The following is a 21432-nucleotide window of genomic DNA, read 5'->3' on the forward strand; positions in this document are numbered from 1 at the left end:
GATGACCACCCCCGACCACGTCCGTACGAGCCGCCTGCGTGCGTGGATGCTGGAGGGCCTGTCCGACATGGCCAAGCACCAGCAGGGGCCGCACGCCGAGCCGGTCTCCGCGCACAAGGGGCAGCGGTGGTGGCGGGTGATGTGCCTGACCGGCGTCGACTACTTCTCCACGCTGGGCTATCAGCCGGGCATCGCCGCGCTCGCGGCGGGGCTGCTGTCGCCGGTGGCCACCATCGTGCTGGTGATCGTCACCCTGGCCGGCGCCCTGCCGGTCTACCGGCGGGTGGCCGAGGAGAGCCCGCACGGCGAGGGCTCGATCGCCATGCTGGAGCGGCTGCTGTCGTTCTGGAAGAGCAAGCTGTTCGTCCTGACCCTGCTCGGCTTCGCGGCGACCGACTTCCTGATCACGATCACCCTGTCCGCGGCGGACTCCTCCATCCACCTGGTGGAGAATCCGCATGTGCCCAGCGTGCTGCACGGTCAGCAGATGGTCGTCACGCTCGTACTGATCGCGCTGCTGGGGGCGGTGTTCCTCAAGGGCTTCCTGGAGGCGATCGGCGTCGCCGTCGTCCTGGTCGGGGCTTACCTGGCCCTGAACGCGGTCGTCGTCGTCGTGGGCCTGTGGCACATCGCCACAGAGGCGCACGTGGTCACCGACTGGTCCAGCGCCCTGACCACCCAGCACGGAAACGTTTTGGCCATGGTCGGGGTGGCGCTGCTGGTCTTCCCCAAGCTGGCGCTGGGCCTGTCCGGCTTCGAGACCGGCGTGGCGGTGATGCCGCACGTCGAGGGCGACCCCGGCGACACCGAGGAGAACCCCGCAGGACGTATCCGAGGCGCCAAGAAGTTGCTGACCACAGCCGCGCTGATCATGAGCGTGTTCCTGATCGCCACCAGCTTCATCACCACCCTGCTCATCCCGGCAAAGGAGTTCGAGTCGGGCGGCGAGGCCAACGGGCGTGCGCTCGCCTACCTGGCGCACCAGTACCTCGGAGACATCTTCGGCACCGTCTACGACGTCGCCACCATCGCCATCCTCTGGTTCGCCGGCGCCTCCGCCATGGCCGGACTGCTCAACCTGATGCCCCGCTACCTGCCCCGCTACGGCATGGCCCCGCACTGGGCGCGCGCCGTACGCCCCATGGTGATCGTCTTTATTCTGGTGGCCTTCCTGGTCACCTGGATCTTCAAAGCCGACGTCGACGCCCAGGGCGGCGCCTACGCCACCGGCGTTCTGGTCCTGATCTGCTCCGCGGCGATCGCGGTGACCATCGCTGCCCACCGCGCCGGGCAGCGCAATTGGACCATCGCCTTCGCCGTCATCTCGGCGGTCTTCCTCTACACCACCGTCGCCAACGTCTTCGAACGGCCCGACGGCGTGAAGATCGGCGCCTGCTTCATCGCCGGGATCATGCTCGTATCGCTCCTGTCGCGGCTCGCCCGCGCCTTCGAGCTGCGTGTCACCAGCGTGAGGCTGGACGGCATGGCGGAGCGCTTCGTACGCGACATCGCCAGCCGCAGGATCCGGTTCATCGCCAATGAACCCGACAACCGCGATCTCGCCGAGTACCGCGAGAAGATCGAGCAGATCCGGAAGGACAACGACCTCCCGCCCCAAGAGGACTTCGTCTTCGTCGAGGTCACCGTGCTCGACCCCTCGGAGTTCGAGGCGGACCTGAACGTACGCGGCGAAGTGCTGCACAGCCGCTATCGCGTGCTGACCCTGGAGAGCTCGTCCATCCCCAACGCCATCGCCGCACTGCTGCTGCACGTCCGCGACGCCACCGGACAGCAACCGCACATCTACTTCGAGTGGACCGAGGGCAACCCCTTCGCCAACTTCCTCCGCTTCTTCCTCTTCGGCCAGGGCGAAGTCGCCCCCGTCACCCGCGAAGTCCTGCGCGAGGCCGAACCGGATCGCGACCGCCGCCCGCGAGTACATGTCGGCTGACCATCCCCGCCGCATGGATGCCTCGGGTTGTCGCTCATGCCTCCGTCCACCGCGACGAACGTCCGCTCGCCGGTGCGCATCACCGCGAATACCCGGTAGAGCGCGACGCCCGCGGTCCCGGATACGGCGCGGTTGCGCGGAGCCGGTGCAGCGCCCGCTCGTGGTCCGCGTCGGCACCGGCTCCGCAGGTCAGGGAGCGGCGTCGAGATCCACGGCGATGTCCACGGCGATGTCCTCGGTCTCGGTCCAGAAACCGTCGTCCGCGTCCTGGAGCCGAGAGGCTGCGTGCTTCAGATGGAGGCGCGCGGCGGTGCGCGCCCCCTCGGCGTCGCCGGCCTCGATGGCGGCCAGGATGGCGTGGTGCTCCTGCCGGACCGCCTCGAAGAAGTCGCCCCGTCGCGCCTCGTTCGCGCGTGTGACGCGGATGCCGCTGCGCAGCACCTCGCCGAGGTACCGCACCGTCGAGACCATCACCGCGTTCCCGGTCGACTCCGCGATGGACCAGTGGAAGGCGAGATCCTCGTCCGCCCCGTCACCGCCCGCCGCGACCGCGGCGTCGATCGCGTCCAGGGCCTGACGCATCCGGGCGAGGTCGCCCGATGTGGCGCGGGCGGCTGCGAGAGAGGCGGCCTCGCCCTCCATGGCGCGGCGTACCTCCACGATCTGCAGGACCTTGGACCTGGTGTCCGCGGCCTCGGCCCCAAGGTCGAGCGGCCGTGTGCGCCGAGGCATGACGAACACGCCGAGGCCTTGGCGCGCTTCGACCAGGCCCGCGTTGCGGAGCCTGGACACGGCCTCCCGCACCACCGTGCGGCTGACGCCCAGCTGCTTGACCAGCGCCACCTCGGTGGGCAGCTTGTCGCCCTCGGCCAGCCGCCCGGACTCGATCTCCTCCGCGAGGATCACGGCGACCCGATCCGCGAGCCGGACAGGACCGCTCACCTTGGAAAACATGTCGTCAGTCTATCGGCGCGGTCCGGGTCGCCCTGGCTGCGAGGAGTGCGGTGGCCGCGACCGCGTCCGAGTGGTCGTCGATGTAGTCCCGCACCACCGATTCCGAGCTCGGGTCGGGCTCCAGCCCGAGGGCGTCGGCGCGCGCGTTGTCGAAGACAGCGGGCCACGAGCCCACGATGGCCTCGACGTCACGATCGGGCGCGATCGTCACCAGGTCGGCGACGGCGTCGCCGGCCACCCGCCGCAGCGTGGCCAGCATCTCGGCGACCGTGACCGTGAGTGCCGGAAGGTTGACCGGCATAGCGCCGACGAGCTGCCCCGGCCCGTCGCCGCGCTCGGCCTCGGCGATACGGAGGATTCCCTCGACCGTGCGCCGCGGTGAGGCCAGGGCCACCCGTAGGTCGGGACGCACGGGGCAGGTCGCCGGGATGCCCGCGAGCGGCTCGCGGATGATGCCGGACAGGAAGCCGGAGGCAGCCGCGTTCGGCTTGCCCGGTCGCACCGACACGGTCATCAGGCGGGCGACGCGTCCGTCGACGAAGCCGCGGCGGGTGTAGTCCGCCACCAGTTGCTCGCAGACGAGCTTCTGCGTCCCGTAACTCGACCGAGGCGTGGGCAGGGTCGACTCGCTGACCACCGGCGGCAGGGGCAACGCCGGGTCGCTGCCGTAGACCGCGACGCTGCTGGAGAACACCACCAGTGGTGTCGGCCCGCCGGAGGCCGACTGCGCCCGGGCGGCTTCGAGCAGCGCGCGGGTCGTGTCCACGTTGGCACCCATGCCGAGGTCGAAGTCGGCCTCGCACTCGGCCGAGACCGCCGAGGCGAGGTGGATCAGTACATCCACCGGCTCCGCGAACAACTCGTCGAGGCGGTCGATCAGGTCGCCCTGCACGATGTCCACCAGCGGGTCGGCGGCCGCCGGCGAATCGGCCTGCACGAAGCGGTCGGCGAGTACCAGCCGGTCGATCGGCGCGCCGCACAACGTCCGCGTCTCGAGCAGTCTGGCGGCGACCTGCCGTCCCAGGAAGCCGAAGCCACCCGTGATGACGATCCTCATGCGTTTTCTCCTTGATAGTCGTTCAGCCAGCCGAGACCCTCGCTCGTGCCGGCGCGGGGGCGGTACTCGCAGCCCATCCACCCGTCGTAGCCCAGCTCGTCGACGACGCCGAACAGATGGCTGACGTCGAGTTCGCCCCGGTCGGGTTCATGGCGGTCGGGCACGCCCGCGATCTGCAGGTGACCGACCCGGCCGGTCGGCAGGTCGCGGCGCAGGGTCGCTGTGAGGTCGCCCTCGACGATCTGGCAGTGGTAGAGGTCGAGCTGCACCTTGAGATTGGAGGCGCCTACGTCCTGCACCACGGCGTGGGCATCGTCCTGCCGGTTCAGGAAGTAGCCCGGCATGTCGCGGCCGTTGATCGGCTCGACCAGGATGTCGACGCCCGCCGCGGCGGCCTGTTCCGCGGCGCGGGCGAGGTTGGCCAGGTAGGTGTCGCGGTGCTCTGCCGGCTCTGCCGGCTTCGCGTCCGGCTGCACCAGACCGGCCATCACGTGCACCCGTGGGCAGCTCAGTGCCGTGGCGTACTCGAGGGCCCGGTCGATCCCGGAGCGGAACTCCGCCTCGCGTCCGGGCAGCGCCGCGATCCCCCGCTCTCCGGACTCCCAGTCCCCGGGAGGGGCGTTGAAGAGCACCTGCTTCAGGCCGTGGTCGTCGAGGCGGCGGCGCAGTTCGGTGGCGTCGTACGCGTAAGGGAAGAGGTACTCGACGGCCTGGAAGCCGTCCGCCGCCGCGGCGGCGAAGCGGTCGAGGAAGTCGTGTTCGGTGTACATCATGGACAGGTTCGCGGCGAACCTCGGCATGGTTGCTCCTGTGTGGGGACCGGCACCGGGCCCGGTCGCGGGCCCGGTGCCGGAGCCGCTCAGCGGTTGATGGTCAGCGGTCGACAGTCAGCGGTTGACGACCTGCTTCTTGGTGGTGAGCACCGCGCCGGCGCCGATGACGAGGCTGAGCGCCAGGACGTACATCGGGAGCGACGTTGAGCCGGTGGCGTCCTTGAGCGCGCCGATCATGTAGGGGCTGACGAAGCCGGCGAGGTTGCCCACCGAGTTGATCGCGGCGAGGCCTGCCGCGGCGGCGGCACCGCCCAGGAACGCGGTGGGCAGCGACCAGAACAGCGGCGCGCAGGTCAGCACTCCGGCCGCCGCGAAGGACAGCGCGATCAGGGACAGCACGGTCGACCCGGACCAGCCGGCCGCCAGCGAGAACCCGACGGCGCCCATGAGGCTCGGGACGACCAGGTGCCAGCGGCGCTCGCGGTGCTTGTCCGCGGAACGCCCGAAGAGGTTCATCGCGACGAGTGCGGCCAGGAAGGGCACGGCGCTGAGCACTCCGATCGCGAGGTTGCCCTCGATCCCGGTGGACTCGACGAACGTGGGCATCCAGAAGGTCAGGGCGTACTGGCCCATCACGAAGCAGAAGTAGATGAGGCACATCAGCCACACCTTGGGGTCGCGGAAGGCGTCCCAGACCCGGCCGTGCACCGTCTGGTGCGCGGCGTCGTCGGCGATCGCCCGCTCGACGATGTCCTTCTCCTCCTCGGTGAGCCACTTCGCGCTGCGCACGCCGTTGTCGAGGTAGAACAGCGTGGCGACACCGATGGCGAGCGCGGGGATCGCCTCGAGGAGGAACATCCACTGCCAGCCCTGCCAGCCGTTCACGCCCTGGAAGCGGTCCATGATCCAGCCGGAGAGCGGGTTGCCGAAGATACCGGCCACCGGGATGGCCGACATGAACATCGCGATCACCCGGGCGCGACGGTGTGACGGGAACCAGTAGGTGCAGTAGAGGATCACTCCCGGGTAGAACCCCGCCTCCGCGGCACCGAGCAGGAACCTGAGCACGTAGAACGTCGTCTCGTTGGTGACGAACGTGAACGCCGCCGAGACCAGGCCCCAGGTGATCATGATCCGGGCGATCCAGGTGCGGGCGCCGATGCGTTGCAGCATCAGGTTCGAGGGAACCTCGAAGAGAAAGTAGCCGATGAAGAACAGGCCGGCGCCGAGGCCGTACGCCGCCTCGCTCAACCCGAGGTCGTCGGACATCTGCAGCTTGGCGAAGCCGACGTTGACCCGGTCCAGGTAGGAGAAGACGTAGCAGAGGACGAGGAAGGGGACGATGCGTCGCACGACCTTGCGGAAGACGGCGTTCTCGCGGGCGAGGTCGGGGATCTCGCCCGCCGTTGTGGGCATGGACATAAAGGAATCCTTCGTGCGGCTCGGGGGATTCTCTGACAGGTCAGGTACTGATCACCACGCGGCGCCGAATGTGGATCTCAGTTCGTCGAGGGCGTGGGTGGGGAGTGGCTCCGGCCGGCGGTCGGTCAGGAGCCAGAGACGTGCCGTCTCCTCGAGCTCTTCGAGGACGGCAAGGGCGGTGGCCGCGTCGGGGCCCCAGACCACGGGGCCCAGCCGGTCGAGCAGGACGGCCCTGATCGGCGTACTGCTCGCTGCCCGCTCGACGATCCGGGCGGTCACCAGGTCGGCCACGCGCGGGTCGCCGGGCCGGTGGTAGGGGACGAGCGGGACATGCCCGACCTTCATCACGTAGTACGGCGTGATGGGCGGGAGCACGTCGTCCCGGCTCCAGACACCGGCCAGGGTGAGCGCGACCAGGTGCGTGGAGTGGGTGTGGATGACGAACCGGGCCGTGGGTGCGGCGGCATAGATGCGGCGATGGAGCGTCAGGGTCTTGCTGGCCCGGTCGCCCGCGATCTGCTCGCCGGCGGCGTCGACGAGGGCGAGGCGGTGGGGGTCGAGAAAGCCCAGGGCGGCGTCGGTGGGCGTGATCAGATGGCAGTCGCCGACCCTGGCGCTGATGTTGCCGGCGCTGGCGTGGACGTAGCCCCGGGCGAACAGGCTCGTGCCCACCCGGACGATCTCGGCCCGTGCCTCGTCGACGGTGCCCTGAAGCCGGCTCATGAGGCCTCCTCGTCCAGGAGGGCGAACGAGGCGGTGAAGAAGTCGGGGCCGCCGAAGTTGCCGGACTTGAGCGTGATGTGGAGGGTGTCCCCGTCGGGAAGGGCCGCCGCGCACCATGGCACACCAGGGTCGATCTGCGGTCCGATCCGGAGCCCGGTGATGCCGAGCGCCTGGACGACCGCTCCCGAGGTCTCGCCGCCTGCGACGACGAGCCGGCGGACACCGCGCTCCACAAGCCCCTGTGCAACGCGGGCCAGGGTCCGCTCCACGAGTTCACCGGCCTCGGCGGCACCGAGCCGGCCCTGGACGCTCCGGACCGTGTCGGGTGCTTCGGTGGAGTAGATGAGGATCGGCCCGTCGGCCAGGTTCGACTCGGCGAAGGCCAGGGCCTGGCCGGCCACGTCCTCACCGGCCGCGATGTGCAGCGGGTCCACGCTGAACGCGGGCCGGCCGCTGCGCAGGAACTCCTGAACCTGGCGGTTCGTGGCGACGGAGACCGATCCGGAGACGACGGCCATGTGGCCACCGGGTGGTGGCAGCTGTGCGGCGGCGCGGGACGGCGCAACCCCCCAGTTCGCGGGCAGGCCGATCGCCAGGCCCGAGCCGGCGGTCACCAGGGGCAGCCCCTGGACCGCAGCGCCAAGGCGCACAAGGTCGTCGTTGGAGACGGCGTCGGCAATGGCGATCCCGAAGCCTTCCTCGCGCAGGGCGTCGATGCGGGCCCGGATCGCCTCGGCGCCGCCGGCGACGACCGTGTGGTCGATGAGGCCGACCGCTCGCACGGTCTGGGCGCCGAGGACGGAGACCAGGTCGGGGTCGGTCATCGGCGTGAGCGGATGGTGGCGCATACCGCTCTCGCTGAGCAGTACGTCGCCGACGAAGAGATGGCCCTTGAAGACCGTGCGTTCGTTGTCGGGGAACGCCGGCGTCGCGATCGTGAAGTCGGTGCCCAGTGCGTCCATCAGGGCCTCGGTGACCGGCCCGATGTTGCCGGCCGGGGTCGAGTCGAAGGTGGAGCAGTACTTGAAGTAGATCTGCTCGGCACCCGCGGACCGCAACCAGGCGAGTGCCCGCAGCGACGCCTCGACGGCGTCGGCCGCCGGGACGGTCCGCGACTTGAGCGCGATGACGACGGCGTCCGCGTCCATCGCCAGGTCGGCGCCGGTCGGCGGCACATCGATCAGCTGGACCACGCGCATGCCCGCGCGCACCAGGTTGTTGGCCAGATCCGTGGCGCCGGTGAAGTCGTCAGCGATGCATCCGATTCGGATTCCCATGTCAGATCCCCGCCTGCTCGGGCAGGTCGATCCCCGGGAAGATCTTGATGACCGCGCTGTCGTCCTCGGCTCCCAGACCGGACGCCGATGCCTGGAGGAACATCTGGTGGGCGGTGGAGGCGAGAGGGAGCGGGAACCTCTCCGGCCGGGCGGAGTCGAGCACGAGCCCCAGGTCCTTGACGAAGATGTCGACCGCGGAGAGGGGCGTGTAGTCACCGGCGAGCACGTGGGCCATGCGGTTCTCGAACATCCACGAGTTACCGGCGCTGTGCGTGATGACTTCGTAGAGCGCCTCGGCCGGAACACCGGCCTTGATGCCCAGCGCCATCGCCTCGGCCGCCGCTGCGATGTGCACGCCCGCGAGCAGCTGGTTCACGATCTTGACCTTCGAGCCGAGTCCGGCGCGGTCTCCCAGGCGGTAGACCGTGCTGCTCATGTCCTCGAGCACCGGGTCGGCGACCGAGTAGGCCGCGGCGGAGCCCGACGTCATCATCGTGAGCTCGCCGGCCGCCGCACGCGCGGCGCCACCGGAGACGGGAGCGTCCAGGTAGAGCACGCCCTTCTCAGCCAGGCGCCCCTCGAGCTCGGCGGACCGGCCGGGGTCGACCGTGGAGCACATCACGAAGACGGCGCCCGGGCGGAGCCGGTCGGCCGCCCCGTCAGCGCCGAACAGCACCGCCTCGACCTGCGCCGCGTTGACCACCACGCCGACCAGGACGTCCACCGCGGCCGCCAGCTCGCCGGAGGAGGCGAACGCCGTCCCGCCTTCGCAGGCGAAGGCCGTGGCCACCTCCGGTCGCAGATCGTGGACGCCCACGTCGTAGCCCGCGTTCCGCAGGCTGCGGGCCATGCCGAGACCCATGGCCCCGAGTCCCACCACGCCCACGCGCGGCCGTGCCGGCCTGTCCTGCTCGTTCATGCCCATCCTCGTCTCGCTGTGCCGTCCGGGGCCGGGCCCGGCTCACAATCCGTGCGGCGATCGGGTCATATGATGACCTGAGGAATGGGTGGAGGACCACTGTGCTGTTCGTCACATGCGGTAGTGGCCGAATCGGCGGATAGACCGAGCCCCGCCGGGTAGCCCCGTAGCCCCGTCCGCCGGCGTCAAACCCCAGCAGCGCAGCCCACGTATCCGGGCCGACCGTGCTGTTCACGGCGGGCCGGTGGTTCTGCTGGAGGGTGTCGACCGCGGCCGACGTCCGTGCACGGAAGATCCCGTCGACATGGACCGAATGAGTGCGTGGACCGCTGCACCGCCGCCGGAGACGATCCTCAGATTCCAGACCGGCAGGTCACGCCGCCGGATGCGGGAATCCACCGCGTGACCGAGCCCGAGCGGGTTCTGAAGTTCACCGCACGGGTGACGGTCATCGCCGACCTCGACCTGACGACCGGTGGCGGCGGGGTACGTCTGCGGGCCAGCATGGACAACGTCCACGATCAGGGGCCCTGACTTAGTGACGCTCTACACCGCGAGGCTGTCCGGCTCGCTCACCGGCCTGGGCGGCGCACCACTCCCGGCGGTCCGCAGCGTCACGATCGCCCCGGACGCTCTCCCGCAGTGGCTCTCTCACCCGGGGGCGTCCACGCGAATCGTCGCGTTCGAAGACGTGACCGTTTCACAGGCCGGTCAGTTCGGCGGCGATCCGACCCTCGTCGGGCCGGACCTCCGCGCCGCGGACCGGTGAACACCGCACACCGGTGCGTGCAGCTGCAACGTCCCGCGTTGCCATACCCCACAGACGCCTCCCGCACAGCTGTCGGGAAACTCGACACCTGTCCCGGACAGAAAGCAACAGCCCTGAAGCGCCCGCATCGCTCAGGAGACTCGCTGCAGAATCATCGGCTCCGGTCAACGCACCCGACCCCGAGGCTTCAGCCGCGTCGCGGGCAGTTCCGGGGCCGGCAGCGGCACCCCGTCGTAGCCCTTCACTTCACCGAATCGGGAGCCGTCCAGCCACGCCGAACGGGCTTGTGCGATCTCCTCGTTGGAGCGGCCGATGAAGTTCCACCACATGACGATCTCCTCGTCGAAGGGCTCGCCGCCGAGGAGCAGCAGTCCTGCGTCGGATTCCGCCCGCAGCGGGAGTTCGCTACGGCCGCAGCCGAGGTAGAGCATCGAGCCGGGCAGTACGGGCACGCCGTCGACATGGCTCTCGCCGGACATGGCGAGCACCGCGTACTCGAAGTCGGGGTCGAGCGGCAGGCTCGTCTCGGTCCCGCCGGCGAGCGCCAGATCGGCGCCGACGATCGGGGTGTATGTCGTCCCGGGCGAGGCGGCGCCGTCGAGGGCGCCGAGGATGACCGTGGCGGTCAGGCCGGGTGCGGTGACGGTCGGCAGCTCGGTGTGGTGCTGGAACTGTGGCTCGACGTCCCGGTGCGCGTCGGGGAGCGCGACCCATAGCTGGGCCCCGTGCAGGAAACGCGCGTGCGGCTTGGGGCTCTCCTCGGAGTGGCTGATCGCGCGTCCGGAAGTCATCAGGCCGAGTTCCCGAGGGCGGATGGTCGCCAGGCTGCCGGTGCTGTCGCGGTGCAGCACCTCACCGTCGTGCAGCCAGCTGACGGTCTGGAGGCCCATGTGCGGGTGGGGCGGGACCTGCATTCCGGGCTCGTCAGCGATGTCGTCGGGCCCGTAGTGATCGACGAAGGCCCAGGCGCCGACCATACGGCGGCCGAGGTTGGGCAGCAGCCGGCGGACCTCGGTGGACTCGCCGAGCTGGACCCGGCGGGGGCTGAGAAGTTCACGGACGGGCTCGGCGACGACGAAGCCACGACCGCCGCAGACTGAGAGGGCGGCCTGCCGATCGAGATTGCTCATGGCGCTCAACCTATTCCCGTACGGGTGCGAGTCGGCAGCCCCCACGCCCCAGTAGAACCCCAGTACAACCCGGAGTAGTGGAATGTTCAACCATAATTGCGTGTTGACGGGGTGCACGCAGCAGGCCGAGTCCTTGAGGAGGAGGGCAAGTGAACGACACCTACTACGAGTTCGGCACCGCGGCCGACCGGTGGGACCGAGCGCAGATGTTCTTCGACGCCCAGGAGTACATGACAGCGGCCCGCATTCTGGGTGGTCTCGTCGAAGAGGCGCCGGAGCAGATCGCGCCGCGTCTGCTGCTGGCCCGCGCCTACTACCACTCGGCTCGGCTGAGCAAGGCCGAGGCGGAGCTGCGCGCCGTGCTGGAGCTCAGCCCGGTGGAGCACTACGCGCGGCTGATGCTGGGCCGCACGCTGGAGAGGCAGGGACGGCCCGAGGACGCCGCGCCGCATCTGCGGATGGCTGCGGCGATGTCCGGGGATCTCCTCCCGGAAGGCATCCCGGCAGGCCGTCCGGAAGGCGTCCCCGGGAGGCAGTGATCGCTAGTCGCTGACCGTCGGGCGAGCAGCCGGGCGGTCAGCGACAGCGGTGATCGCCCGGATGGACAGGAAGCCGAGGAGCACGGTCACGCGGTCAGCCTGTCCCGCGGGCGATCATCGCGCCGCGACGGCCCCGGCGGCCCGAGGCCGAAAAGCGCTCATCCCGAAACAGACCTTGTCACGCCCGGAATTGGCGCGAACATAAAGAGGCATGGCGATCGTTGTGCTGGTGGGGACTCTGGACACCAAGGGCGAGGAGTACGGCTGGCTGCGGGACCGGCTGCTGCGGTCGGGTGTTGATGTGGTGCTCATCGACGCCGGCGTCATCGGGGAGCCCCGCGAGCGGCCCGACATCACGCGCGAGGTGGTGGCCGAGGCCGCCGGCGCCGACCTGGGGCCGCTCCGGGAGCAGGGGGACCGCGGGGCCGCCGTGACCACCATGGCTCGCGGCGCGGCCGAGACCGTCCTTCGTCTCTACGCCGAGAACCGGCTGCACGGTGTGCTGGCCATCGGCGGCAGCGGTGGCACCTCGATCGCGACCAGTGCGATGCGGGCGCTCCCGCTGGGCGTACCGAAGCTGATGGTGTCCTCGATGGCCTCGGGCGACGTCTCGCCGTACGTCGGCTCCGCCGACATCACGATGATGTACAGCGTCGTCGACATCGCCGGCATCAACACCGTCTCGGCACCGATCCTCGCCAACGCGGTGGACGCCATCGCCGCGATGGCCAAGTCATTCGCCACGACGTCACGAGCCGTGCGGCCGGCGGATCTCCGGGCGGGCGGCAGGCCACTGGTGGCCGCGACGATGGCCGGCGTGACCACACCCGGCGTCGACGCCGCCCGCGAGCGGCTCACCCAACTCGGTTACGAGGTCCTGGTCTTCCACACCAGCGGCTCCGGCGGACGGACCCTGGAGTCACTCTCCGAACAGGGACTGTTCGCCGGCGTCCTGGACCTGACGCTCAGTGAGCTCGCCGACGACCTAGTGGGTGGGATCCTGACCGCCGGACCCGACCGGCTACGGGCCGCCGGGCGCAGCGGCATACCGCAGGTGGTGAGCCTGGGCGCCCTGGACATGGTCAAGTTCGGGCCGCTCGACACACTCCCGGAGCGCTTCCGAGGCCGCCGAGTCCACGTGCACAACCCGTCCATCACCGTCATCCGCACCACCGCGGCGGAGTGCGCCGAGCTGGGCCGGAGCGTCGCCGAGAAGCTGCGGGCGGCCACCGGGCCGACGGCGGTGTGCCTGCCCCGGCGCGGGCTCTCCACGCTCGGCGGCCCGGGAGGCCCGTATCACGATCCGCACGCCGACGCCGCGTTGTTCACCGCGCTCCGTGACGGGCTGCGGGGCAGCGCGACCGAACTTCTCGAATTCGACACCCACATCAACGATCCGGCATTCGGCCGGGCCGCGTCGGAAGAGCTGCACAGGATGATCACCGCGCACCGGGCCGGAGCGAGCGAGGACCGGGTCGCGTAATCGGGTAGCGGGACCCGCCGGGCCGGTAGCGGGACGCGGGCCGGGCCGCCGGTGGCCCGCGCATGACGGATCCGCCACTACCGCGATCAGCTCGATTCCACCACAAAGAGTGCTCTATCGGCACATCGTCGTAATCTGGTACTACTCACCCTCCGCGAGCCTGGGGGAGATCATGGAACTTGATTTTCTCAAGCCGCTCTTCGACCGTCCCGGCCCCTGGGCCTCTGCGTACATCGACACCACGCGTGCGACCGAGGACGCCCCGAGGCTGCAGAAGCTCCGTGAGCGTTCCGTCGCGTCGCAGCTCGTCGACGCGGGTGCCGACGCCTACACCATCACGGCGCTGATGGACAGGCTCAGCCACGAGCCGGTCTCCGGGGCACCACCGGGCCGGGCGGTCTTCGCCGCGGGCGCCGAGATCGCGCTCGATGTACCGCTCGCGGTGACCCCGCCCAGGATCGAGGCGACTTGGTCGGTCCTGCCGCACGTCGCGCCGCTGGCCGGCCTGCGGGGCGACGAGCCGTCGTGCCTGGTGGCGTACATCGACCGCACCGGCGCCGATCTGGAGCTGCGTGACACGCACCGCCGCGAGAACGTGGGGCAGGCGAACGGCAAGGAGGGCCAGGGCCGAGGACGGCGCAGCGTCCCCACCGGCGAGTGGCACTACCGGAACAAGGTCGAGAACAACTGGAACGAGACCGCCGACGCCATCGCGGACGAGCTCATCAGGCAGTGGCCCGGGAGCGGCGCACAGTTGCTGATCCTGACCGGCGACTCCCGCGAGCGCAGGGCGGTGTACAACCGGCTGCCAGAGCGCATCCGGGCCGTGACCGTCGAGACCGGGAACGGCAGCAGGTCCCCCGGCGCCTCGAAGAGCGTGCTCGACCGGCAGATCGCCCATGCCTGCGAGGAGTACACGCGCGACCGGCTCCAGAGCGCCCTCGAGCGCTTCCGCATCGGACGCGGCAGGCCGGGCGAGCACCGCGCGGCCCCTGTGGACACCGGTCACGGAGAAGCCGCTGAAGGGGTACCCGCCGTCGTGGACGCTGCCCGGAGCCACCAGGTGGCCACGCTGCTGCTCGCTCAGGACGCGTCCGACGCGGGCCGCGACGTGTGGATCGGCCCCGGCGTCGACGACGTCGCGGTGCAGCGCGGCCAGGCGCGGGCGATGGGCGTCGCCAAGCCCGTACTGGCACGTGCGGACGACGCCCTGCTGCGGTCCGCCGCGGCCGCGGACGCCGAGGTGCTGCTGGTCCCCCAGGGCATGCAGGGCCCGGCGGGCGGGCTGGGGGCGGTGCTGCGCTGGAGCCTCTGAGGTGACCGGCCGCACGGGATCCCGGACCGAGGAGCCTGCGTCGCACGCTCGGCGGGCGGGTCGGCGGACGGCTGGCTAGCGTGGCAAGGGGTCCACCCACCGAGCGGGAGGCAGAGTCATGGCCGTACATCCTGAGGGCATGCCGTGCTGGGCCGACGCGATGTTCACCGACGTGGAGGGCGCGAAGAGCTTCTACGGTGACGTGCTGGGCTGGACCTTCGGCGAGGCTTCGTCGGAGTACGGCAACTACACACAGGCGTACGTGAACGGCAAGGCGGTCGCCGCCGTCGTGCCCCCGATGCCGGGCCAGGAAGGCCAGTCGGCGTGGTGTCTGTATCTGGCCTCGCCGGACGTCGCCGCCACCGCCGCGAAAATCCGTGACAACGGGGGCGAGCTGCTGATGGAGCCGATGCAGGTCGGCGAGTTCGGGTCGATGCTGCTCGCCCGCGATCCGAGCGGTGTCGTCTTCGGGGTCTGGCAGGCGGGCAAGCACGAGGGCTTCGAGGCGAAGGCCATACCGGGAGCGTATGTCTGGGGTGAGGTCTTCACCCGGGAGCCCGAGAAGTCGGACGCCTTCTTCCCCGCCGTCTTCCCGTACAAGGTGCAGCGGGTGGAGGACGACGCGATCGACTTCAAGCTCTTCACCCTCGGTGACTCCGCGGTCCTGGGGCGCATGAAGATGAGCGACGCCGACTTTCCGCCCGAGGTGCCCCCGTTCCTCAATGTGTACTTCGGCGTCGAGAACTGCGACGCGGCGGTGGCGAGGACGACCGAGCGCGGCGGGGTACTGCGGTTCGGGCCGATGGACAGCCCGTTCGGCCGGTTCGCGGCGCTGAGCGATCCTCAGGGTGCGACGTTCTCCGTGATCGACCTCAACGCGGCCAAGGGAGACATGCCCAAGATGTCCGACGCGTCCTGAGCCGTCCCAGTCCCCGCCTCCGTACCGGACCGACAAAGCGAAGCCGGTCTGCACGTGTTGCACGTGCAGACCGGCTGATGCATCGTCAGGAGTGTTGGGTACTCCGGGCATTTACGGTTGGTGACTCAGCCTCGATACGACTCCAACAGGCGCAGCCACACCTCGCTGATGGTGGGATACGAGGGCACCGCGTGCCACAGCCTGTCGATCGGCACCTCGCCCGCCACCGCCACCGTGGCCGAGTGCAGCAGCTCACCGACGCCCGGGCCCACGAAGGTGACGCCCAGCAGGATTTCCTGGTCGAGGTCGACGACCATCCGCGCGCGGCCTCGGTAGCCGTCGCAGTACAGGCTCGCTCCCGCGACCGAGGAGAGGTCATAGTCGACGGCGCGTACGCGGTGGCCTGCCGCCTCGGCCTCGGCGAGAGAGAGGCCCACGGCCGCTGCCTCGGGGTCGCTGAAGACGACCTGTGGGACGGCCACATGGTCGGCGGTCGCCGCGTGGGCTCCCCAGCGGTCGCTCTCCAGCAGCGGGACGCGCTGCGCCCTCGCCCCGATGGCGGCTCCGGCAATGCGGGCCTGGTACTTGCCCTGATGAGTGAGCAGCGCGCGGTGGTTCACATCGCCGACCGCGTAGAGCCAGTCGATGCCCTCGACGCGGCAGCTGTCGTCGACGGACAGCCAGGAGCCCGGTTCCAACCCCACCGTCTCCAGGCCGATGTCGTCGGTCCGGGGGGCACGGCCGGTGGCAATGAGGACCTCGTCGGCCTCGATACGCTCGCCGTCGTCCAGTACGAGAGTGACGGGGCCGGCGCCGTCGGAGCGCTCGACGGACGTCACCGAGGTGTTCAGGCGGATCTGTCCGCCGCCCTCGGCCAGGGACTTGGCGACGTGCTCGCCGACGAAGGGTTCCATCCGCGGCAGCAGTCCCCCGCCACGGACCACCAGGGTGACCTGCGAGCCGAGGGCCTGATAGGCGGTGGCCATCTCCACGCCGACCACACCGCCGCCGACGACCGCGAGCCGCCCCGGCACGCGGGGGGAGCTGGTGGCCTCGCGGCTGGTCCAGGCCTTCGCGCCGACGAGGCCCGGGATGTCGGGCAGGACGGCGCGGCTGCCGGTGCAGACAGCCACCGCGTGCCGGGCGGTCAGGCTGTGATGCTCGCCCTCGGGGCCATCCACGACGACCTTCTTCGGACCGTGCAGCCTGCCCTGTCCGCGGTAGAGGCGGGCGCCGATCGAGTCCAGCCAGCCGACCTGGCCGTCGTCCTTCCAATGGGAGGCGTGTCCGTCTCGACCGGCGAGGACGGCCTCGGCGTCGAGCCCTTGCACCGACTGGCTCAGGCCCATTGTGCGGCGGGCGTCGGCATGGGCGATCGCCGGGCGCAGCAGGGCCTTGCTGGGCATGCACGCCCAGTACGAACATTCGCCCCCGACCAGCTCACTCTCCACGACCGCTGTGCTCAGACCCGCCGCTCTCGCACGGTCCGCAAGGTTCTCGCCGACAGGGCCCGCGCCCACCACCACGACGTCGTACTCCACAGGTTCTGTCATAGAGCCAGTCTCGTCCCGGGTGTGCGTCCTGGCCACATGGGCAGGGGCAGGAATAGCACAGCCCCGGGCGCCGTTGTCGGGGGCGAATCCGCCGGACAGGAAGAGGTAGCACGTCATGAGCACTGTTGAGCTCACCAAGGAAAACTTCGATCAGGTCGTTACCGACAACGACTTCATCCTGATCGACTTCTGGGCTTCCTGGTGCGGCCCGTGCCGGCAGTTCGCCCCGGTCTACGAGGGTGCCGCCGAGCGCCACCCCGACCTGGTCTTCGCGAAGGTCGACACGGAAGCTCAGCAGGAACTCGCTGCCGCGTTCGAGATCCGCTCCATTCCCACGCTGATGATCGTCCGCGACAATGTCGCGGTCTTCGCCCAGCCCGGCGCGTTGCCCGAGGCCGCCCTGGAGGACGTGATCGGTCAGGCGCGCGCGCTGGACATGGACGAGGTCCGCAAGTCGATCGACGACGAGCAGGGCAGTACCGCCCAGGCGGAGACCTCGACAGAGGCCTGACGCAGGCGGCCGAGACGTGATGCCTGAGGCCTGAGGCTGTCCGGCTCAGCGCTCCAGGACCAGGGCTATGCCCTGGCCCACACCGATACAGAGGGCGGCGACGCCGGTTCCCGAACCGGCCGCCGCCAGCTGGTGAGCGACCGAGCCGGCCAGCCTGGCCCCCGACGCGCCGAGGGGGTGGCCGATCGCGATGGCGCCGCCACGCGGGTTGACCAGGGAAGGGTCCAGGTCCGGCCATTCGGCGAGACAGCCGAGCGACTGGGCGGCAAAGGCTTCGTTCAGCTCAAAGGTGGTCAGGTCCGCGAAGGTCCTGCCCGCCTTGGCGAGCGCCCGCCGCACCGCCTCCACCGGGCCGAGGCCGAAGAGTTGCGGCTCGATGCCGGTGACGGCGGAGGCGCGGATCCGGGCGAGGGGCTCGCGGCCCGTCGCCCGCAGCCCTTCCTCGTCGACGAGAAGGAGCGCGGCAGCCCCGTCGTTGAGCGGTGAGGAGCTGCCCGCCGTGACCGTGCCGTTCTCGCGGAACGACGGCTTGAGCTTGGCGAGCGCCTCCATGGACGTGGAGTCGCGTACGCATTCGTCGCGCGCCAGCTCCACACCCTCGTACGCGACGACCTCACCGTCGTACAGCCCCTTGCCCCATGCCTCGGCGGCCTTCTGATGGCTGGCGAGGGCGAAGGCGTCCTGCTGCTCGCGGGTGATGTCGTGCTTGTCCGCGATGAGTTCGGCACCCTCGCCGAGCTGGACGGTCCACTCCGCGGGCATCCGCGGGTTCGTCATACGCCAGCCCAGCGTCGTCGAGTGGAGCTGCTGGGGGCCCGCGGGGAAGGCCCGTTCGGGCTTTTGCAGCACCCAGGGTGCGCGGGACATCGACTCGACGCCGCCCGCGATCACGATCGACGCGTCGCCCAGTGCAATGGCGCGGGCCGCCTGGATGACGGCCTCAAGTCCCGAGCCGCACAAGCGGTTGACGGTGACGCCAGGGACGGTGGCGGGCAGACCGGCGAGAAGGACAGCCATGCGGGCGACGTTGCGGTTGTCCTCGCCCGCGCCGTTGGCGTCACCGAGGACTACGTCGTCGATACGGGCCGGGTCGAGCTCCGGGGCACGGTCCACGAGCGCCTTGACGACATGCGCGGCGAGGTCGTCGGGACGTACGCGGGAGAGCGCGCCCCCGAACTTGCCGATCGGGGTGCGGACGGCGTCGACGATGTAGACGTCGCGGATGGTCATCAAAACTCTCCCGGGCTTGGCCCTGCGTACAGCGTTGTTCACTTGGTGAACCAACGTTCACCATTGGTCCGGCCCGAGTGTCTGACGGGTCTCCGCCCATGTCAACGGCCACTCCGAGTCGCCCCGGGCCCCCGAGGCGCGGGTATCAGCGCGGCGCCGCCCGCCCGGCGGGGAGCTCGCCGTCAGCGCTCTGCCGGATCCACGACCCGCGCGGAGAGTCCGTAATCCAGCTCCGAGCCGTCGACGAGCAGCGCCTCGACCGTACGCGTCTCAGGGTCGATGTCCGCCACCAGGCCCTCGCCCGCGTAGCGCGGATAGCCGGAGGACCCACGGCGGCCTGTGGCCTCCACGACGGCGGAGCGAATGGCGCTCTTGGCCAGGGAAGCGGCATCGCGGCCCTCGACATGTTCGGGCACCAGCAGGATCTCGAAGCGCTGCGGGTCAGTACTCATGGAAGCGACGCTAGACACGCGCCGCCGGGCCCGCATGTCGTCACTGCGGCGGTCCGGGCCGGGGGCGGCATGTCGTCCGCGCGGCGCGGCCGCCGGGACGCCGGGGCCACCGCGGCCGCCGGGGCGCGCCGGGACGCCGGGGGCGCGCCGGGTCAGCTGGACTCGCGGTGCAGGGCCCGCGCCCCCATCAGGCCGTGCCGCTCCGGCTCGGCACCCGGGTCGCGTACGACGCGGTCGACGAGTTCGGCCAGCCGCTGACCGCTCACCATGTCGATCCGCACGGTGCTCAGCCGGGGGCGCAGCAGTCTGCCGAGCAGCAGGTTGTCGGCGCCCACCACTGCGGTCTCGCCCGGCACTTGGATGCCGGCGTCCTGGAGAGCGCGCATGAGCAGCATGGCGTACTCGTCGTTGTACGCGTACACCGCGTCGAGGCCGAGCCCGCGCCAGCGGGCGGCGAGTTCGGCCGCGGACTCCTCGTCGTACAACAGGGGAAGCGGCTCGATCCGGGCGCCGCCGGCCGCCGCGGCCCGCCGGGCGCCCTCCAGGCGAGGGCCGGAGAAGAGCTCCAGGCCCGGCTCCCGCGGCATGACCACGCCGATGGCGCGCCGGCCGCGCCCGACCAGGTGGGTCACCGCGCTGCTGCCGATCTCGCTCTGGTCCATGACGAGGAAGTGCGCGCCCTGGACGCGGCGCGGGCCGAGCGTTATGACGGCTTTCGCGCCCGAGCGCTTGAGGACGTCGACGCCGTACGGAGTGAGCGCGACCTCGCCGAGCGAGACGACCGCGACGGGACGCAGCTCGGCCCAGGCGCGGGCGGCGTCGTCGCCGTCGAGGCCGAGGCTGCCGTGCTGCACAACGGTGTAGTCGAGGCGGCGCAGTGCCCGCTGGAGCTCGTTGAAGAAGCGGTTGTAGAGCGGGCCGACCGGGACATGAGCGGATGGCAGCAGCACCATCCGGGTGTGCCCGGCGCGCAGGCTGCGGGCCGCGGCATGGGGCACATAGCCGAGCTCCTCGGCGGCTTCGCGGACGCGCCGGCGGGTGGGCTCGCTGATCCGTACGGCGGAGGTGTTGTTGAGCACGTAGGAGACGGTGGCCCGCGAGACTCCGGCGAGCCGGGCGACGTCGGCACTGGTCGGAACGGGGCGTTCTGCTGACTGCTTGGGTGTCTGGCTCATCGCCCTCGGCATCCTTCCAGACCGGTTCCGCACGGGGTCTGGAGGATGGCCTGAAACGAACGCTGGACCGTGCGCACGCGCTGCTGCGGCACGTGCCACTTCGAGCAGCCTCTTCGTGGGCGCGTTCGCCTCGCGGCAAGGCCCGCGGCGCCGCTGCTTGTGCCGCGCGCCGACCCGGGTTTCGTCGTCTCCCCCGTCGGCGTCGCCGAGTTGGAGGAGCGCGGCCTCGAGGGCCGTACGGTGCCGGGCTCGGGCCACACCATCGACCGTGACGACTTCGAGTACTTGATGACTCCGCCGGACGGGTGGATCTGAGGGGCTCCCGCGCCCTACCGTGAAGCGGTGACGATCTTCCCCCGTGCATCCGGTGCACGAGACGCCTCCGACGGCCGCTCCGACCTGCCCGGCAGCAGTGGCCCCGCGGCCACAACCGAGGCCGATCCCGTCGATGTGGGCCCGGTCCGCACCTCGTACGCCCCGGACCGCGACGGTGACCCCGACCCCGGTGAGATCGTCTGGACGTGGGTGCCGTTCGAGGAGAACGACGGGCGGGGCAAGGACCGGCCGGTCCTGGTGGTGGCCCGTGAGGAGGGGGGCACTCTGCTCGCCGTGCAGCTCTCCAGCAAACGTCACGACCGGGACCGCGAGTGGGTGCCGATCGGGGTGGGGCCGTGGGACCGGGCCGGCCGCGAATCATGGGTCGACCTCGACCGGGTGCTGCGGGTCCACGAGGACGGCATGCGCCGCGAGGCCTGCGCGCTCGACCGGCTCCGCTTCGACGTGGTCGTGCGGCGGCTTCAGGAGCGCTACGGCTGGAGCTGACCGCACAGCCGGACCCGGCCCCGCGAATACCGGCCCGAAGGCCCGCCGTAAGCCCCTGGCGCGGCCGGGCCCGCCGTGCGGTCACGAACCGCGAAGACGACCTGCTCGAAGTGGCCGCGTATGCCGCGCTCGGCCGCCGTCTCCAGGACCCCCAGCGCAAGCACCGGCTCCACCGGAGCCGCCCCGAGCCCCGGCAGCGCGCCTCCTGGCGGGCCTGTGCGCCGTTCAGCCAGGCGCCGCCGGGGTTGCGTGCCGCTGTGAAATCCGCAAGCGGCGACCGGTCCCGCGTCGGCGGAGGGGAGCCTGCGGGCGGCCTCCGGGCCGCTCTCGCCCGTGACCTCCAGGAACGTCGTACGGTCCGTGCCCACAGTGACCGGGATGGCCCAGGGGCCGTACCTCCCCCGCAGCCGCGTCCTCACGCCGGATATCGTCCTGACCAGCCGCGGCCACGGCAATCG

The 21432-nt window shown here is 70.7% G+C and carries 23 protein-coding genes and 1 pseudogene; 10 read left to right on the forward strand and 14 right to left on the reverse strand.

Translation table 11 applies throughout. From position 1 onward, the window contains the following. Window position 1: 1 nt before the first annotated feature. Window positions 2–1951, forward strand: a complete 1950-nt coding sequence (locus J7E87_RS03145) for an amino acid transporter (protein WP_215089576.1) — start codon at window positions 2–4, stop codon at window positions 1949–1951. Window positions 1952–2140: 189 nt separating this feature from the next. Here the strand turns inward: J7E87_RS03145 and J7E87_RS03150 are convergent, their stop codons facing one another. The 8 genes and pseudogenes from J7E87_RS03150 to J7E87_RS36375 all read right to left on the reverse strand — a co-directional run. Then, window positions 2141–2905 carry a FadR/GntR family transcriptional regulator gene (locus J7E87_RS03150; RefSeq protein ID WP_215089578.1) on the reverse strand — a complete coding sequence of 255 codons (765 nt, stop codon included), beginning with the start codon at window positions 2903–2905 and terminating at the stop codon, window positions 2141–2143. 4 nt (window positions 2906–2909) lie between these two features. Continuing rightward, window positions 2910–3962, reverse strand: a complete 1053-nt coding sequence (gene denD / locus J7E87_RS03155) for a D-erythronate dehydrogenase (RefSeq protein ID WP_215089580.1) — start codon at window positions 3960–3962, stop codon at window positions 2910–2912. Continuing rightward, window positions 3959–4762 carry a 2-oxo-tetronate isomerase gene (gene otnI, locus J7E87_RS03160; RefSeq protein WP_215089582.1) on the reverse strand — a complete coding sequence of 268 codons (804 nt, stop codon included), beginning with the start codon at window positions 4760–4762 and terminating at the stop codon, window positions 3959–3961. Before otnI ends, denD begins: the two co-directional genes overlap by 4 nt. 87 nt (window positions 4763–4849) lie before the next feature. After that, the gene (locus J7E87_RS03165; protein WP_215089584.1) at window positions 4850–6157 is read right to left on the reverse strand and encodes an MFS transporter; all 1308 of its coding nucleotides are present in this window, start codon (window positions 6155–6157) and stop codon (window positions 4850–4852) included. Window positions 6158–6208: 51 nt separating this feature from the next. Continuing rightward, window positions 6209–6880 (reverse strand): aldolase, encoded by a 672-nt coding sequence (locus tag J7E87_RS03170; RefSeq protein WP_215089586.1) that lies wholly within the window; start codon window positions 6878–6880, stop codon window positions 6209–6211. After that, window positions 6877–8157 carry a 3-oxo-tetronate kinase gene (gene otnK, locus J7E87_RS03175; protein ID WP_215089588.1) on the reverse strand — a complete coding sequence of 427 codons (1281 nt, stop codon included), beginning with the start codon at window positions 8155–8157 and terminating at the stop codon, window positions 6877–6879. Before otnK ends, J7E87_RS03170 begins: the two co-directional genes overlap by 4 nt. 1 nt (window position 8158) lies before the next feature. Then, on the reverse strand, window positions 8159–9076 hold the full coding sequence (gene ltnD, locus J7E87_RS03180; RefSeq protein ID WP_215089590.1) for an L-threonate dehydrogenase: 918 nt from the start codon (window positions 9074–9076) through the stop codon (window positions 8159–8161). A 208-nt stretch (window positions 9077–9284) separates the two neighbouring features. Continuing rightward, window positions 9285–9440: pseudogene (locus tag J7E87_RS36375) on the reverse strand (peptidoglycan-binding protein); the annotation flags it as partial. A 38-nt stretch (window positions 9441–9478) separates the two neighbouring features. Here J7E87_RS36375 and J7E87_RS35820 point away from each other — a divergent pair. Continuing rightward, window positions 9479–9610 carry a hypothetical protein gene (locus tag J7E87_RS35820; protein WP_285427291.1) on the forward strand — a complete coding sequence of 44 codons (132 nt, stop codon included), beginning with the start codon at window positions 9479–9481 and terminating at the stop codon, window positions 9608–9610. A gap of 4 nt (window positions 9611–9614) precedes the next feature. After that, window positions 9615–9845, forward strand: coding sequence for a hypothetical protein (locus tag J7E87_RS03190; protein WP_215089592.1), 231 nt, complete (start codon window positions 9615–9617; stop codon window positions 9843–9845). Window positions 9846–10009: 164 nt separating this feature from the next. On the opposite strand, the gene J7E87_RS03195 is transcribed toward J7E87_RS03190, so the two are convergent. After that, entirely contained in the window at window positions 10010–10975 is a 966-nt protein-coding gene (locus J7E87_RS03195; RefSeq protein WP_215089594.1) for a pirin family protein, read from the reverse strand. Between the two features lie 149 nt (window positions 10976–11124). On the opposite strand from J7E87_RS03195, the gene J7E87_RS03200 reads away from it, so the two are divergent. From J7E87_RS03200 to J7E87_RS03215, 4 genes are all read left to right on the forward strand, one after another. Continuing rightward, the gene (locus J7E87_RS03200) at window positions 11125–11514 is read left to right on the forward strand and encodes a tetratricopeptide repeat protein (RefSeq protein ID WP_308312829.1); all 390 of its coding nucleotides are present in this window, start codon (window positions 11125–11127) and stop codon (window positions 11512–11514) included. Window positions 11515–11725: 211 nt separating this feature from the next. After that, window positions 11726–12997, forward strand: coding sequence for a Tm-1-like ATP-binding domain-containing protein (locus J7E87_RS03205; protein ID WP_215089596.1), 1272 nt, complete (start codon window positions 11726–11728; stop codon window positions 12995–12997). 172 nt (window positions 12998–13169) lie between these two features. Beyond that, window positions 13170–14312 carry a hypothetical protein gene (locus tag J7E87_RS03210; protein WP_215089598.1) on the forward strand — a complete coding sequence of 381 codons (1143 nt, stop codon included), beginning with the start codon at window positions 13170–13172 and terminating at the stop codon, window positions 14310–14312. Between the two features lie 118 nt (window positions 14313–14430). Continuing rightward, a complete protein-coding gene (locus tag J7E87_RS03215; protein WP_215089600.1) occupies window positions 14431–15231 on the forward strand; it encodes a VOC family protein in 801 nt (266 codons plus the stop codon). A gap of 125 nt (window positions 15232–15356) precedes the next feature. Here J7E87_RS03215 and J7E87_RS03220 read toward each other — a convergent pair whose 3' ends face one another. Next, on the reverse strand, window positions 15357–16784 hold the full coding sequence (locus tag J7E87_RS03220) for an NAD(P)/FAD-dependent oxidoreductase (protein ID WP_215089602.1): 1428 nt from the start codon (window positions 16782–16784) through the stop codon (window positions 15357–15359). Window positions 16785–16899: 115 nt separating this feature from the next. On the opposite strand from J7E87_RS03220, the gene trxA reads away from it, so the two are divergent. Beyond that, window positions 16900–17295, forward strand: coding sequence for a thioredoxin (trxA, locus tag J7E87_RS03225; protein ID WP_215089604.1), 396 nt, complete (start codon window positions 16900–16902; stop codon window positions 17293–17295). A 45-nt stretch (window positions 17296–17340) separates the two neighbouring features. Here the strand turns inward: trxA and J7E87_RS03230 are convergent, their stop codons facing one another. The 3 genes from J7E87_RS03230 to J7E87_RS03240 all read right to left on the reverse strand — a co-directional run bounded on the left by J7E87_RS03230 (window position 17341) and on the right by J7E87_RS03240 (window position 20152). Continuing rightward, window positions 17341–18525, reverse strand: coding sequence for a thiolase family protein (locus tag J7E87_RS03230; protein ID WP_215089606.1), 1185 nt, complete (start codon window positions 18523–18525; stop codon window positions 17341–17343). 182 nt (window positions 18526–18707) lie between these two features. Next, window positions 18708–18977, reverse strand: coding sequence for a hypothetical protein (locus tag J7E87_RS03235; RefSeq protein WP_215089608.1), 270 nt, complete (start codon window positions 18975–18977; stop codon window positions 18708–18710). A gap of 152 nt (window positions 18978–19129) precedes the next feature. Then, window positions 19130–20152: a LacI family DNA-binding transcriptional regulator gene (locus J7E87_RS03240; protein WP_215089610.1), complete on the reverse strand. Its 1023-nt coding sequence runs from the start codon at window positions 20150–20152 to the stop codon at window positions 19130–19132. 159 nt (window positions 20153–20311) lie between these two features. Here J7E87_RS03240 and J7E87_RS03245 point away from each other — a divergent pair, with 159 nt between their 5' ends. Then, window positions 20312–20467: a hypothetical protein gene (locus J7E87_RS03245; RefSeq protein ID WP_215089612.1), complete on the forward strand. Its 156-nt coding sequence runs from the start codon at window positions 20312–20314 to the stop codon at window positions 20465–20467. A 33-nt stretch (window positions 20468–20500) separates the two neighbouring features. Then, window positions 20501–20974: a type II toxin-antitoxin system PemK/MazF family toxin gene (locus J7E87_RS03250; RefSeq protein ID WP_215089830.1), complete on the forward strand. Its 474-nt coding sequence runs from the start codon at window positions 20501–20503 to the stop codon at window positions 20972–20974. Here J7E87_RS03250 and J7E87_RS03255 read toward each other — a convergent pair. Further along, window positions 20959–21393, reverse strand: coding sequence for a PARG family protein (locus J7E87_RS03255; protein WP_215089614.1), 435 nt, complete (start codon window positions 21391–21393; stop codon window positions 20959–20961). The genes J7E87_RS03250 and J7E87_RS03255 overlap by 16 nt on opposite strands. Window positions 21394–21432 lie beyond the last annotated feature (39 nt).

The organism is Streptomyces sp. ISL-1 (genome assembly GCF_018614585.1).
Classification (GTDB): Bacteria; Actinomycetota; Actinomycetes; order Streptomycetales; family Streptomycetaceae; genus Streptomyces; species Streptomyces maoxianensis.